This window comes from Melissospora conviva (genome assembly GCF_049523535.1).
Classification (GTDB): Bacteria; Actinomycetota; Actinomycetes; order Mycobacteriales; family Micromonosporaceae; genus Melissospora; species Melissospora conviva.
In genome coordinates this window covers 340,393-354,145 of the sequence record NZ_JBLLDT010000002.1, presented here as the reverse complement: position 1 = coordinate 354,145, position 13,753 = coordinate 340,393, and the positions used below count along the sequence as shown (strand labels likewise).

Here is a 13,753-nt window from a genome sequence, read left to right as displayed (position 1 = left end):
AAGGTCGCACTTGGAGGCCGGGCAGGCCTGGTACTTGCCCTGGTGTGCAGCGTGCAGTTCGTCGACGTGCTCGGGGTCACCGTGCTCGTTGTCGCGCTGCCGGCCGTGCAGCGGGACCTCGTCCTCGATCCGGCGACGCTGTCGTGGGTCGCCGCGGCGTACCCGCTCTTCTTCGGCGGGTTGCTCATCGTCGGCGGCCGGGTGGTCGACACGTATGGCCGCCGGGCGGTGTTCCTCGGCGGCACCCTGGTGGTGACCGCGGCGTCGGCTGTCTGCGCGCTGGCACCCCACGGTGCGGTTCTGCTCGCCGGCCGGGCGTTGCAGGGGATCGGCGCCGCCGTGGCCGTGCCGGCGGCGCTCGCGGTGCTGCTCGCCGTCTTCCCTCCGGGGCCGCGCCGTGACCGTGCGCTCGGTGCGTGGACGCTCAGCGGTGCGCTCGGCGGCGCCGCGGGTTTCGTCCTCGGTGGACTGATCACCGAAGCGGTCGGCTGGCGCTGGCTCTTCGCCGCTCTGGTGCCGCTCGGCGTCGCTGTCGTGCTCTTCGCCCGTCGCGCGATCGAAGCGACGAAGGGCACCGGGACCCGGCCCGACGTCGCGGGCGCGCTGCTCGCCACCGCCACCGTGATCCTGCTGATTCTCGGCTTCACCCGGCTCGGCGAGCACGGACTCGCCGACTGGACGGTGTGGCTGCCGCTGATGTCATCGGCGTCGCTCGGCGTCGCTTTTCTCGCGGTGGAGCGGACCGTACGCGACCCGCTCGTGCCGCCGTGGGTGTGGTCGGTGGGATCGCTGACGCTGGGCGGCGTCGTCGCGCTGGTACTGACCTTCGTGACCAGCGGAGCGAACGTGGTCGGCACTCTCTTTCTGCAACAGGTCCTCGGCCGCTCCGCCGGGATGAGCGGGGCGGTCTTCCTGGCGTTCAGCGTCGCGGTCGCCCTCGGCTCGGCCGTCGCCGCGACCGCAGTCGGCCGGCTGGGCCGGGAGTGGGCGATGGCCGCTGGTCTGATCGTCGTCGCCGCTGCGATGACGGTGGGCGCGGCGGCAGTCGACCGGCGTGCGCTGGTGCTGTTCCTGGTCAGCCTGGTGCTCTCCGGCGTGGGCCTGGGCGTCGCGTCGGTCGCCTCTACCGCCCATGGCACCAGCACCGCGACCGACGGGAACTCCGGGCTGTACAGCGGCGTCCTGAACGCCGCCGCGCAGATCGGCACGGCCGTCGGTATCGCCGTGCTGCTGGCCGGGGTCGCGATCGGGGCGGGTCCGCCTCCCCGGTCCCTGGACGCGACCACACACGGGCAGGCCGTTGCCTACCTGCTCGCCGGGGCGGTCGCCCTGTTCACCGCCGTGACCGTCGCGCTCAGCACCGGACTGCGACGGCGCCACCGGCCGGCAGCCCGACGGCCCGGCGACGGTGCCGGGGAGGCGGCCGTCGATATCGACCGTCACCAGCGCCACGGTTGACCACGGGGCCTCCTGCGGTCTCTCATCGGTGCTCGAGCAGGCTCGCGACCGCCTCGGCGGTGGCCGGGTGGGCGGTCAGCAGCGCTGCCACGTCCGGTGTGCCACTGTCGAGCGGGTGCCATCCGCCCTCGGCGCCGAGCAGTGCGGCGACCGCGTCCACGGGCTCGGGGTGGCCGGCCAGCAGGGTGTGCCCCGGGCCCGCCGCAGTGCCTGCCGCCTTCGGCGCGGGAGCGGGAGCGGGGGTGGGGGCGACCCATGGCGGCACCCAGGCGTCCAGCGCCGGCAGTGTCCCCGGGAAGGTGCGTTCCGCCTCCCGGACCAGCAGCGGCACCAGCTCCGGCCCGTGCTCGCGCAGTGCGGTGACCAGGTTCGGCAGCCAGGGCAGCAGCACCGGGTCGGGCAGCCGGGCGAAGGCCGTGGACATCGTCTCCACCACGAAGGGCGCCAGCCCCGGCACCGGCTCCAGCGCGTGCACGAAACCGGAGAGGTACTGCGGGAACGCCGGCACCACCAGCGGGTTGTCGAGCAGGTCCCGGCAGCGCAGCCGCAGCTCGGCCAGGGGGAGCAGGCCGAGCTGGTGGCGGGCCGCCCAGAGGAGGCCGACCTTGGCCGGTGGCTCCGGGTGGGACTGGGCGACCGCGAGTTCGAGCTGGGACCGGTCGCAGCCCAGCGAGAGCGCCAGGCTCTCCATCCCGAAGAGGAAGCCGAGCATCGCCGCGACCTGCCGTACGCTGCTCTCCTCCTCGACGAAGGCGGTCGGCAGCAGGGTGCAGTAGTGGGCGTACCCGGTGGTCACGAACGCCTCGCACCAGGCCGGCAGGCTCGGCGCGGTCGCCCGGTAGTGACCGAGGAGCCGGCGGATGCGGCGCAGCACCTCGGGGGCGTCGTCGACACTGCGTTCGGCGGCGAGCAGCTGCACCGCGTGTGCACCCAGCTCCTCGACCAGCCGGGGACTGTCCAGCAGCCGGATGGCGTCCTCGACGGCGGCGAGGGCGACGGCCGCGGTGGCGTCCGGGGCGCGTACCGCCCGGCGCAGTCGCTGTTCGAGCACCTGCTCGACGGTCACACCCTCGTAACCGAGTTCGATCAGGGCGCGCTGGTGGCGGCCCAGCGCCAGGTCCCAGCTCTCCTGGACCGACCGGTGCCCGAGCCGCCGCTCACCCATGATCGGGCGGGCCGCGTCGGCCGGCAGCAGGTGCCGCAGCATCCAGAGCAGATCGGAGCAGCCGGCCAGCTCCGGGTCGGCGCGCAGATCCAGCAGCGCCCGCTGGACCGTACGTTTCTCCAGGTCGAGGCCGAGTGGGGCGAGCCGGTCGAGGACGTCGCGGGCCAGTGGCGGCAGGGACTCGTAACCGACCTGCCCGATCCGGTCCCCGCCGAAGAGGATCTCGCAGAGCCGGCGCACGTCCCGCCGGCCCGGCACCACGTCCTTCTCGATGCAGGTGACCGCCGCGTCCGCGAAGTCGTACGGAGTGGGGCGGGCCCGGTTGCGCAGGCCGGCCAGCAGGATCGAGGTCTCGAAGACCGCGATCGCGTCGGCGGTGCTGGCCAGGTATCCGTTGCGCCGGGCCAGCCGGACGATCTCCACGCACCAGCCGCGCAGCTCCGCCTCGTCCAGGGCGTCCGGCGCCGGCGGTGCGGCGAGAAAGCCGGAGAGCCGGTCGGTGACCGTCCCGCCCGGCGCGCCGCCGGCGTCGGCCCGGCCCTTGCGGCCGCGGGTTTTCCCGCCGCGCCGGCCGCCGAGCCGGTACGGCGTCGGCCCCGACCCGCTCACCGCCTTGCTCCAGCTCGCGGCCGCGATCGACACCGAACCGGATGCCAGGCCGAACTGCGCCTCGATCGCCGAATGGCTGGACGGGATCAGCCCGTACCGCCAGCGGGTCGCCGTCGGCGTGGTGATGTCGAAGTCGGCGGTCGAGTCGAGGCCGAACTGCTCGACCCGGCTGGCGGCGTGGAAGGCGCCGCAGACGTAGAGACAGTCGGCCGGATCGGCGCCGGAGACGGCCAGGTGTGCGCGCATCCGGGTCCACATGTACCGCTCACGGTCGGCGTCCCGGTCGGTGCGGTCCGCCGCTGCGGGGCGCAGCCGGCGGAAGAGACTGCCGATGAGCACCATCACCTGGCGGTAGGTGTCGTAGTCGGCGTCGGCCAGTGGCCGCTCGACGTACTGGTCCCACCACTCCGACCAGTGCCGCACCTTGCCGTGGTGCAGCAGGTGCGCCTCCAGTTCGGCGAAGCGTGGCCGCAGGTCGCCGACCTCCACGCCCACCGCGTCGCCGTGCAGCGCCGACTCATCGGTGGTCCCGCGGGCCTCGGCCTCCGGTGGCGTGTCGTCCTGAGCCGCCCACTGGAAGACGTGGTCGCTGGAGCGGTCAACCAGGACCAGCTCCACGCCCGGCGTCTCCAGCGCGTACGCGATGGCCTGGTACTCCGCCGACGCCTCGGTGATCGGGGCGACGACGCTGAGCGGACCCCACCCGGTGGGGAAGCCGTCGAGCTCCGAGGCGAACGCCTGCAGCGCCACCGGCAGCCGGCAGTTGCGCAGCTCGTCCAGGAGTGGCCGCAGGTCCTCGCAGAGCTCCAGGTAGATCACCTTCGGCTGTTTCTGCCGCAGCCGGCGCACCATCGCCAGGGCGGAGGCGGGAGAGTGGTGGCAGACCGGGAAGATCTCCAGTCGCTCGCCCAGCGCCCGGTCGACGTCGTCGACGATGCCGCGCAGGATGCCGGCCAGGGCGTCGGGGGTGTCGGCGAAGGCGGCGGCCGCATCGGTGAGCTGCTCGCGCAGCGCCCCGAAGGCGCCGGCGGTGACGGGGGCGGTCATGACAGGGTGGCGATTGCCTGGCGGCCGCCGTCGAGGAAGCCCGCCCAGCCCTCGTCGGTCTTGGCGCGGGGCTCCACGACCCCGTGCAGGTACTTGTTGAGGATCGCCAGGTCCTCCGGGCTGCGCCGGGCCAGTGACCCCATCAGCGACGACGCCAGTGTCTGCGCCCGCAGGGTGCGGTCGCCGAAGAACTGGCTGTGCAGGATGGCGTCCTCCAGCACGCCGATCTGCTCGGCGGTGGAGAGCGCCGACTCCAGCTTCTCGTCGTCGCTGCTCGCGGCCGCTGCGGCGGCGCGCAGGTCGGCGAAACTCTGCAGCAGGATGTCCAGCAGCGTCGGTGGCACGTCCAGCTCGATGCGGTGCCGGCGCAGCAGCTCCTCGGTGCGGAAACGCACGATCTCCGTCTCGCTGCGCTTGCTGGTGACCATCGGGATGCGGACGAAGTTGAAGCGCCGCTTCAACGCCGACGACAGGTCGTTGACGCCCCGGTCCCGGCTGTTCGCGGTGGCGATGATCGAGAAGCCGGGCTTGGCGAAGACGATGTTGTCGGTGCTCAGCTCGGGGATGGAGACGTACTTCTCCGACAGGATCGAGATCAGCGCGTCCTGCACGTCGCTGGTGGAACGGGTCAGCTCCTCGAAGCGCCCCACCACGCCCTGCTCCATCGCCGTCATGATCGGCGACGGGATCATCGACTCACGGGACTGCCCTTTGGCGATGACCATCGAGACGTTCCACGAGTATTTGATGTGGTCCTCGGTGGTGCCGGCGGTGCCCTGCACGACCAGGGTGGAGTTGCGGCAGATTGCGGCGGAGAGCAGCTCGGCCAGCCAGCTCTTGCCGGTGCCGGGGTCGCCGATGAGCAGCAGGCCCCGGTCCGACGCCAGGGTGACGATGCTCCGTTCGACGAAGCTGCGGTCGCCGAACCACTTCTGCGGGATCTCCCGGTCGAGCCCGTCGGCCCGTTCGGAGCCCAGGACGAAGAGCCGGACCATGTTCGGGCTCAGCCGCCACGAGTACGGCTTCGGGCCGGTGTCGACCGACTCCAGGTAGTCGAGTTCTTCGGCGTACTTGACCTCGGCGGGGGCACGCAGCATCTCGGACATGAGGGGTCTTTCTCCTAGGTGAGGAAGCTCTTGAGCTCGAAGACGAGTTTGCGGATGTGTCCGGAGAGGACGGGGGTGCCCAGGTCCTTGAGGCGTTGCCGGAACCAGGGGTTGACGCTCTGCTGACCGGAGCTGCTGACCGAGCCGACCGGAATGACGCGTACGCCGGAACGGTGCACCGCCGCCATGTCGTCGAAGAGCTGCTGGGCGTGCCACTCGTAGAAGTCCGAGATCCAGACCAGGACGGTGTTCCTGGGCTCGAGGATCTTCGGACGGGCCTTGGCCATCGCCACCGTTCCGTCGGTGCCGCCCCCGAGTTTGGTGCGCAGCAGCACCTCGAACGGGTCGTGCACCCACGGGGTCAGGTCCAGCGCCTGCGTGTCGTAGGCGATCAGGTGCACCTCGACCTTGGGCAGACCGGCGAAGATGGATGCCAGGATGGTGCAGTTGACCATCGAGTCGACCATCGAGCCGGACTGGTCCACCACCACGATCAGCCGCGACGGGGTGGTCTTGCGGGCCGTCCGCCGGTAGTAGAGCCGGTCGACGTAGAGGCGCTCGTCTTCGGGATTCCAGTTGGTCAGGTTCTGCCAGATGGTGCGGTCCAGGTCCAAGTTGCGGTAGACCCGCTTCGGCGGCACCGACCGGTCGATCGTGCCGACGCTGGTGCGCTCCACCTGGGTACGCAGCACCTGTGCGACCTCGTCGACGAAGCGGCGGATCAGTGCCTTGGCGTTGGCCAGTGCCACCCCGGAGAGGTTCGCCTTGTCCCGCAGCAGCTGCTCGATCAGCGACATGCTCGGGGTCAGCTGACGGGCCAGCGCCGGGTCCGCCAGTACCTCACGCAGGTGCATCCGGCGGACCAGGTCGCCCTCCAGGCGTGCCAGGGTGGCGCCGAGCCCGCCGTTCTGCCCGCCGCCCTGCCGGCGCAGCTCACCCGGCGCGTGGCCGAGCGCCTGCTCGAACCAGCCGGCGTCGGACTGCCAGCGGGCCAGTTGCCCGGCGCTGACCGGACCGGCGCCGGTGCCGAAGACGTTGAGCAGCACCTTGGAGACCAGCGCCGCCCGGCGGACCTCGGCCTGGCCCGGTGTAAAGGGTCCGGCGTCGTCCGAGACGGTTTCGGTCCCGGTGAGCAGCCCGCGCAGCTCGTCGGCGAGGGCCGGGAAGCGCTGGACCACGGTGTCCACCGACACCGCCGGGTCGAGCAGGGCTGCGGGCAGCCCCAGGTCGTCGACGACGGCCATGCTCGTCGACTCGAGGCCGGGCTGCTCGTCGGGGTCGAAGAGCCGGCCCAGCAGCCGCCAGTAGAGGACCTGGCGGCGGTTGGCGTCGGCCAGGTCGCCGGGGTTCACGGTTTCGGTCATCGGCGCAGCAACCGTCCCGCGCGTTCGCGCAGCACGGCCACGGCGTCGCCCGCCTTGGCCTCGGCCTTGGCCACCTTGGGGTCGGTGACGCCGGTGGCCCAGTCGCCGTTGTGCGCCTCGACGGGCTTGCGTTTGACGGTGCCCCGCACGGCCAGCGGCTGCACCAGCCAGCTGCCGCCGTCCCAGCGGGCCAATCCCAGGCACGTCGACGAGGCAGCCACGAGCGCGGGGGTGAGCGGGCCGGCCGAGGGCAGCCGGTCGACGGCGAGCGGGACCGCCTGGCCGTCCAGTTCCGCCACGAGCCCGCCGTCGGTCTTGCGCACCACGTACCCCTCCAGCAGCACCGGCTCGGCGATCGCCGCCGGGTGCCGGTCCAGTGGCGCCGTGGCCGCGCCGGTCGCGGTGGCGAGCAGCACCCGGGCGGTGGCGAACGGGTCGGCCTGCTCCCCGGCTTTGGCCTGCCCGTCACGCCAGAGCAGATCGCCGCCGGCCAGCGGCAGATCGGTGACCGTCATCGCCCGGTGTTCGGCCAGCGCGGTCAGCAGGACCGGGTGCGCCTGCAGCAGCCGCCACACCGCCGGCCCGGTGATCGTCTCGACCTTCGCGGCCGCCACGGCGGTCCGGACCAGCCGGTTCGCCGAGCCGTCGGCGGGTTCGAGGATGGCGTGCACCTGCACCTGGACGACGGTGGGGTGTTCGTGGACGTCGACCCCGAGCGGTAGCAGCCGCCCGGAGACAGGTTCGGCATCCTCGGTGGGGCCGAACCCGTCCTGGGCGAGCAGCAAGCCGCGTGACCACAGGTCGGCCCAGCGCCGCGCCGGGACCTGCGGCATCGTGGAGACCGGCAGGACGGCCCGCAGCTCGGCGGCGAGGCCGTCGAGCAGCACCGCCAGCCGGATCAGCCCCGGCTCGGCCAGGGCGGCCTCGATTGCCGTGCCCGCGGCGGAGAGCAGTTCGTGGTCGGCGCCACGCCAGCCGCCGAGGGCTGCCTCGTGCAGCCAGGACCGGGCCGCGGCGCGGACGGCCGAAGGGGTGGCCGGGTCGCCGGCCGGCGCCGGCCATGCTTCCCGTTCCCGCCCGAGGGTGGCGTCGAAGTGGCCGAGCAGGGCGTCGTGAGCGGCCCCGAGCAACGCCGACCGGGCCCCCGCCAGGGCGGCGAGGTGCTCCTGGCCGAATGAGCCGGCGATCACCTTGTCGACGGCCTCGGCCACCCGGTCGCGCAGCGGAGTGCCGGCCACCGTGTCGGCGAGTGCGGTCAGTGCGGCGGTGGCCTCGTCCCCGACCCGGGCCACACCGCCGATCAGTGCGTCGTCGACGCCGGCGACCACGCCGTCGATCTCGGCCAGGCCTGTCGGGATGTGCCCGCGCAGCTGCGCCAGCTGGGTGCCGCGCATCAGCGCTCCGCCCGGGTCGACGGGAACCAGTGCAGCTCCGGCAGCGGGGCCGTGCTCTCCGGCAGCTCGAGGTAGGCGAGGTGACGCAGGAACCGGTCGAAGACCACCGAGGCCGGGGCCGGTTCGTGCCGGCCGTCGATGCGGGCCAGCAGATCGGCCCCGGTCGTCACCCCGTCGCCGGCGTCGATCCGCAGGTAGCGGACGACCCGCTCGGCGCCGTACCCGGCGACGGCCTCGTCGGCGAGGGCGACCAGGTGTTTGCAGGGTGCGCCGCGCAGCCCGCCGCAGGGCCGGTTGTTGTTGGTGCTGCAGTGGTACGCGTGGGTGCCCGCGGTCACCGACGAGACGTAGACCCGGTCCAGGTCCGAACCGCTGGACACCACGCCCTGCAACCGTCCGTCGGCCAGCTCGACGAAGGGCACCTTGGCCAGCTTGCGTGGCCGGGCGGGCGGCACCACCGCCAGCACGCTACGCCGCGACCCCGCGGTCCCGTCAGTGTCGGTCACTGCCTCTCCCTCCGCCCGCCGGGAACCCGGCGTCGCCCACAGTGATGCCCCAGCCGGCGGGTGCCGGCGTCGATGTGACGGCAAGATCATGGACTGTGGGTACGACACGATGCGGCGCGGCCTCGGCCGGCGGTGGAGATCGGCAGGTGGGACCCGTGGATCACCCCGACGTGGGGCTTGTTCCGAAATAGCGGAATAGGCAAAAGTCCACATAGATCGCTGCGCTATCGTTACCGCCGCTCTGCCGTCCCGCGTCGTACGCGGTGGGCCGAGGTCAGGATCGCCCGGGGTGTGTGACCGCGAGGAGTGCGACTGTTGGCGGCGATAACGGTCCATGGCCGAGCCGTGCCAAACCGGGGGAAGAGTCGGGGTGAGTGACGGCCGGTTACGGGTCGAAGGCCTCGGACCGCTCACCGTCTTCGTCGACGGTGACGAGATCGACCTCGGCCCACCCAAGCAGCGCGCAGTCTTCGCAGTACTCGCGCTCTGCGAGGGGGCGACCGTCTCCCGGGGCGAGCTCGTCGATCACGTCTGGGGCGAGTCGCCGCCGACGACGGCGGCCGGGAGTCTGCACACCTACGTCTCCGGACTCCGCCGGGTCCTCGGGCCGGCGCAGGAGCGGCTGATCAGCACCCGGTCCGGTTACCGGCTGCGACTCGAGGGTTCGATGTTCGATATCGCGGTCGCGAAGGATCTGGCTGGACGGGCACAGGCGGCCCAGGGCACGCGGCACGCCGTCGGGGCGTACGAGCAGGCGTTGGCGTCGTGGACGGCGGGAACCATCCTCGCGGGGGTGCCGGGGCCTTTCGTCGCGCTGGCCCGCAACCGCCTCGCCCGCCTCCGGCTGCAACTTCTGGTCGAGTACGCCGAACTGGCCCCTCCCGGCAGGCTCACCGAGCTGGCCGACCTGCTGCTCGCCGAGATCCCGGCCCATCCGTTCGACGAGCGGCTGCGCTGTGCGCTGATGAAAGTGCTGCATCGCGGCGGTCGCAGCGCCGAAGGGCTGGGACAGTACGAGGATCTGCGCCGCAGGCTCGCCGCCGAGCTGGGAATCAGCCCGGCTCCGGCCACCCAGGCCGTCTATGCCGCGATCCTGGCCGACGGGCACAGCCCGGCTGAGGCGTCGTCGGCGGCAGACCGTGCGCGCTTGCCGAAACAACGGAACCCGGAGCGGGGCCAGGGGAGAGAACCGTTGCGCGACCCGGGTGGGGCCGCCGAAGGACCGGGAGTCGGCGCACCGCTCCGGCCGGCGCAGCTCCCACACGGCACCGACGTCTTCGTGGGGAGAACCGCCGAGCTGCTGACCGTCGTACGCAGCGCAGCCGGGGCCGGGGGATCGAGCCGCCGGATCGTCATGATCGTGGGCGTCGGTGGCATCGGCAAGAGCGCCCTTGCGCTGCGCAGTGGGCATCTGCTGCGCGACGGCTACCCGGACGGGCAGGTCCACATCAATCTGCGGGGGTTCGATCCCTCCCGGGCCCCGCTGACGCCGGAGGCCGCCCTCCACCAGCTGCTGGCCTCCGTCGGCGTCCGGCACGTGCCGGACGGACGTGAGGAGCGGATCGCGCTCTGGCGCAGCCTGCTGGCCGACCGGCGCATGCTTCTCGTGCTCGACAACGCCGCCTCCGCCGACCAGGTGGAGGACCTCCTGCCCGGCAGCGGAAGCTGCTTCGTCATCGTGACCAGCCGCAACCGGCTCTCCGGGCTCGCCGTCCGGCACGCCGCGCGCCGGATTCCTCTGGGGGCGCTCAGTGAACAGGAGTCGTTGAGCCTGCTCGCCGCCGCGATCGGGGAGGAACGGGTAGGGGCTGAACCGGAGGCCGCACGCCGGCTCACGCAACTCTGCGACCGCTCGCCGTTCGCCCTGCAGATCGCGGCAGAGCAGGTGGTGTCGACCTCCGGGGCCCACATCAGTGATCTTGTCGGACAGCTCGAGGACGTCCAGCACCGGCTGGACGCGCTGGAGCTGGCCGACGATCCGCTCTGCTCCGTGCGCGGCGTCCTCTCCTGGTCGTTCACCGCACTCGGCGAGGACGCCGCCCGGGCCTTCCGCCTGCTCGGGGTCTTTCCCGGGGCGAGCGTGACCCGGCACACCGCGGCAGCACTCTTCGCCGTCCCACCCGATCGGGCCGAGGTGCTGCTGGCCACCCTCGGCGCGCTCTCCCTGCTGGAGCAGGAGGACGACCGGTTCACCATGCACGACCTCACCCGGGCGTACGCCGCGGAACTCTCCGGGCAGCTGCCCGGCGGCGAGCGGCAGGACGCCCTGGTACGGGTCCTCGCCTGGTACCGCCTCACGCTCTCGCGGCCCGGCAGTGGCGTGGTCTCCCGCGACCTGCCGATCGAGGCGCCGCAGAGCGACGTGCCGCCGATCATCTTCGCCGGCCAACGGGACCGGCTGCGCTGGTGCGGCCTGGAGTGGCAGAACATCGCCGCGCTGATCCGCGCCGCGGGCCGCAGCGGGCCGCCCGGTCCGGCGTGGCATCTCACCTGCCTGCTCTTCGAGTACTTCTATGCGGCGGGTCAGCCCCGGGAGTGGCTGCAGCTGCTGGGGGTGGCCATGCGGGACGCCGAGGCGGCCGGCAACCCGGTGGCACAGGCGATGATCTTCAACCATCGCAGCGTCGCCTACTCGCGGCTGGGGCGCAACGAGACCGCGGTGCAGCAGCTCCACCGCGGGCTTGAGCTGCTTGCCCGCCCGCAGGACTGGCAGCACCGGATCAGCCTGCTCGGCAATCTGGCGTCGACGCTGCGCGAGGCCAAGGAGTACGACGCCGCGCGCGGTCCGGCCCAGGAGGCGTTGGCGCTCGCCGAGCAGGAGGGCATCCACTACTACCTGGCCGCGACGCACGACGTCCTCTGTGAGCTCAACGCCGAAACCGGGCGCTGGGAGGAGGCCGTACAGCACGGGGTGCCCGGTCTCTACTACGCCCGCCGCGCCGGCGACCGGATTCTCGAGGCCAACCTGCTCATCAACCTCGGACTGGCCGGGCACGGTCTCGGCCGTCAGGAGGAGGCCGAGAAGGCGTTCGGTGATGCGCTGCGGATCAGCGAGGACGCCGGCGACCGCTACCACGAGGCGCTCGCCCTGTTCGGCCTGGCGCGGGTGGGCGTGCCCGCACACGAGGGGGCCGACGATGGTGTCGCCGCGGGACTCGCTCGCCGGGCGCTCGCCCGGTTCGAGGAGCTGCACGCCGAGGAGGCCGCTGTTGTCCGTGCCTTTCTGACCGCTCTGGAGGGCTAAGCGGTCGTAACCGGGCGCCCTTGCCAGATCAGCACCGCTTCGACACGGCTGCGGGCGCCGAGCTTGGTGAAGATGCGGTTCACGTGATTCTTCACGGTCTTCTGTTCCACCCGCAGCAGCGCCGCGATGTCGGCGTTGCTCATTCCGCGGCTGATCGAGTCCATGACCTCCGCCTCGCGCGGCGAGAGCGGCGGTGCGCCGTACGTCCGCCGGGTGTCGCCGGAGTGCTCGTCGCCGCCGGCCGGACGCTGGTGCGGGATCAGCGCCAACCGGTATCGGGCGGCGGCCGGATCGCGGCGCCGGGTGTGCGGTCCGGCGAGTTCATTGAGGGCGTCGGCGAGTGCGCTCCACGCCGGCTCGGGGCCGGTCCCCAGGGTGACGACCACGTCGACCGCGGGCAGTCCGTCGAACTGCACGTCCAGACCTCTGCTGGCGAACTCGTGACGGATGTGGGCGAGGATCTCCGGGCTGGCGACGGCGATCCGTACCCGGCCGCCGATCGCGCCCGGCGTAGGAGAAGCCGTGGACACGCCGTTCAGTCTGGTCTGTCCCGCTTCAGGACGGCTTCACGTTCGCTCCACACGGCTCGTCACGGGCGAAGACGGACGTGCTCATCCAGCAGGCCGGTGTCGACGGTGCCGTCCACGCCCACCACGAAGCGCCAGGTCGCCTCCGCGGCGTCGACGGCCACGACCGACCAGCGCCGGGCCGGTTCGCCGAGAAGCCGGTCGACCTGATGAAGGTCGCGTCCCAGGGGCTGGCCGGCGAAGAGCAGGACGCCCCCCGGCTCCGGGCCGTCGAGCGTCGCGGCGACCTCGATGAGCCGTGCCACGTCCAGCCCGGTGAAGTCGGGATCGGGTTCGAACCCCACCCGGATCACCCGGATCGCCGCTGCCCACGGGCTCGTGGCGAGCCGTCGTGCCCACGACCTGGCAAGGCCGCGGGCCAACTCGGTGTCGCCCTCGAGGCTGATCATCCCGGCTGCCTCGGCGAGGTTGAGCAGCAGCCGCCCGTCGTCGGTCATCCCGAGCGAGACGAGCAGTGGAAACGGCTCCGGCAGCCGGTCGTCGACCGCGGCGGTCTGCAGCCACCGCAGTGACGCGCGCCAGGTGCGGCCGTGCTCCTCGACGGTCCAACCGGGGGCCGGGTTCTCGTCGGGGGTGGTCAGACGCAGCGCCACGGTCTCCGGGCCGAGGACGACGGCGCCGACCGCGGGCACCGGGCGCTGGTGTGCGGCGCAGCCGGTGGCGAGGGCGCGAATCGCCCGGTCGACGGTCCAGGCGCCGGACTGCTCGTAGGAGCCCGGCTCGGGTGCGCGCCGGTCGCCGGGGGATCTTCCCAGCCACTTCATCCTCGACTCCTCAGACGGCCGGTTCGGGGCCAGTCGAAATGGTCAGGGCCAGGGCCGTGGCTGTCAACGATGTCTCTGGGCCCTGGGGCCCAGATCCTCGAACTCCGCTCTGGACCGCAGCGGGATCCCTTCCTAGGTTGATCGACGTTGTCGACAACGAGCCGGGCGTGCGGCACGGCTCGCACCATTCGAAGGGACGACACAATGCCGAACCTCAACATCACCTATACGGAGATGTCGGACAGCGCGACCCGCATGCGCAACAACAAGAACGAGATCGACGCCCGGTTGACCGAGTGCAAGTCGATCGTGGACAACCTCACCGGCTCGGGGTTCGTCACCGACCAGGCGTCCGGCAAGTTCGACGAGGTCCACACCGAGTTCGTCACCGCGGCGAACGAGGTCATGGAGAACCTCGACCTCCTCTCCGAGTGGCTGGACAAGGCGGTTCAGGCGCTGCGCGACATGGACACCCAGCTCGCCGGCTCCCTCGGCAAGTAACCAGAGGT

The 13,753-nt window shown here is 72.2% G+C and carries 10 protein-coding genes; 3 read left to right on the top strand and 7 right to left on the bottom strand.

Annotated features, from left to right (window positions below; all coding sequences use genetic code 11):
• Nucleotides 1-51 precede the first annotated feature (51 nt).
• Complete coding sequence (locus ACK8GG_RS06745; protein WP_440355851.1) at nt 52-1,458, top strand: MFS transporter; 1,407 nt, start codon at nt 52-54, stop codon at nt 1,456-1,458.
• Between the two features lie 22 nt (nt 1,459-1,480).
• On the opposite strand, the gene ACK8GG_RS06740 is transcribed toward ACK8GG_RS06745, so the two are convergent.
• Genes ACK8GG_RS06740 through ACK8GG_RS06720 form a run of 5 tightly spaced genes read right to left on the bottom strand, consistent with a single transcriptional unit; the run spans nt 1,481 to nt 8,610 of the window.
• Nucleotides 1,481-4,279: a DUF5682 family protein gene (locus ACK8GG_RS06740; protein WP_440355850.1), complete on the bottom strand. Its 2,799-nt coding sequence runs from the start codon at nt 4,277-4,279 to the stop codon at nt 1,481-1,483.
• Entirely contained in the window at nt 4,276-5,385 is a 1,110-nt protein-coding gene (locus tag ACK8GG_RS06735; protein WP_440348854.1) for an ATP-binding protein, read from the bottom strand. Before ACK8GG_RS06735 ends, ACK8GG_RS06740 begins: the two co-directional genes overlap by 4 nt.
• Nucleotides 5,386-5,399: 14 nt before the next feature.
• Nucleotides 5,400-6,749: a VWA domain-containing protein gene (locus tag ACK8GG_RS06730; protein WP_440355849.1), complete on the bottom strand. Its 1,350-nt coding sequence runs from the start codon at nt 6,747-6,749 to the stop codon at nt 5,400-5,402.
• Complete coding sequence (locus ACK8GG_RS06725; RefSeq protein WP_440355848.1) at nt 6,746-8,143, bottom strand: hypothetical protein; 1,398 nt, start codon at nt 8,141-8,143, stop codon at nt 6,746-6,748. Before ACK8GG_RS06725 ends, ACK8GG_RS06730 begins: the two co-directional genes overlap by 4 nt.
• Nucleotides 8,143-8,610: a hypothetical protein gene (locus ACK8GG_RS06720; RefSeq protein WP_440353349.1), complete on the bottom strand. Its 468-nt coding sequence runs from the start codon at nt 8,608-8,610 to the stop codon at nt 8,143-8,145. The genes ACK8GG_RS06725 and ACK8GG_RS06720 overlap by 1 nt, the downstream gene beginning before the upstream one ends.
• A 409-nt stretch (nt 8,611-9,019) precedes the next feature.
• Here ACK8GG_RS06720 and ACK8GG_RS06715 point away from each other — a divergent pair, with 409 nt between their 5' ends.
• Nucleotides 9,020-11,893 (top strand): AfsR/SARP family transcriptional regulator, encoded by a 2,874-nt coding sequence (locus tag ACK8GG_RS06715; RefSeq protein WP_440355847.1) that lies wholly within the window; start codon nt 9,020-9,022, stop codon nt 11,891-11,893.
• Here the strand turns inward: ACK8GG_RS06715 and ACK8GG_RS06710 are convergent.
• The gene (locus tag ACK8GG_RS06710; protein ID WP_440355846.1) at nt 11,890-12,423 is read right to left on the bottom strand and encodes a helix-turn-helix transcriptional regulator; all 534 of its coding nucleotides are present in this window, start codon (nt 12,421-12,423) and stop codon (nt 11,890-11,892) included. The genes ACK8GG_RS06715 and ACK8GG_RS06710 overlap by 4 nt on opposite strands.
• A 59-nt stretch (nt 12,424-12,482) precedes the next feature.
• Complete coding sequence (locus tag ACK8GG_RS06705) at nt 12,483-13,244, bottom strand: hypothetical protein (RefSeq protein WP_440355845.1); 762 nt, start codon at nt 13,242-13,244, stop codon at nt 12,483-12,485.
• A gap of 204 nt (nt 13,245-13,448) precedes the next feature.
• Between ACK8GG_RS06705 and ACK8GG_RS06700 the strand changes: the two genes are divergently transcribed.
• On the top strand, nt 13,449-13,745 hold the full coding sequence (locus ACK8GG_RS06700; RefSeq protein WP_440348846.1) for a WXG100 family type VII secretion target: 297 nt from the start codon (nt 13,449-13,451) through the stop codon (nt 13,743-13,745).
• Nucleotides 13,746-13,753 lie beyond the last annotated feature (8 nt).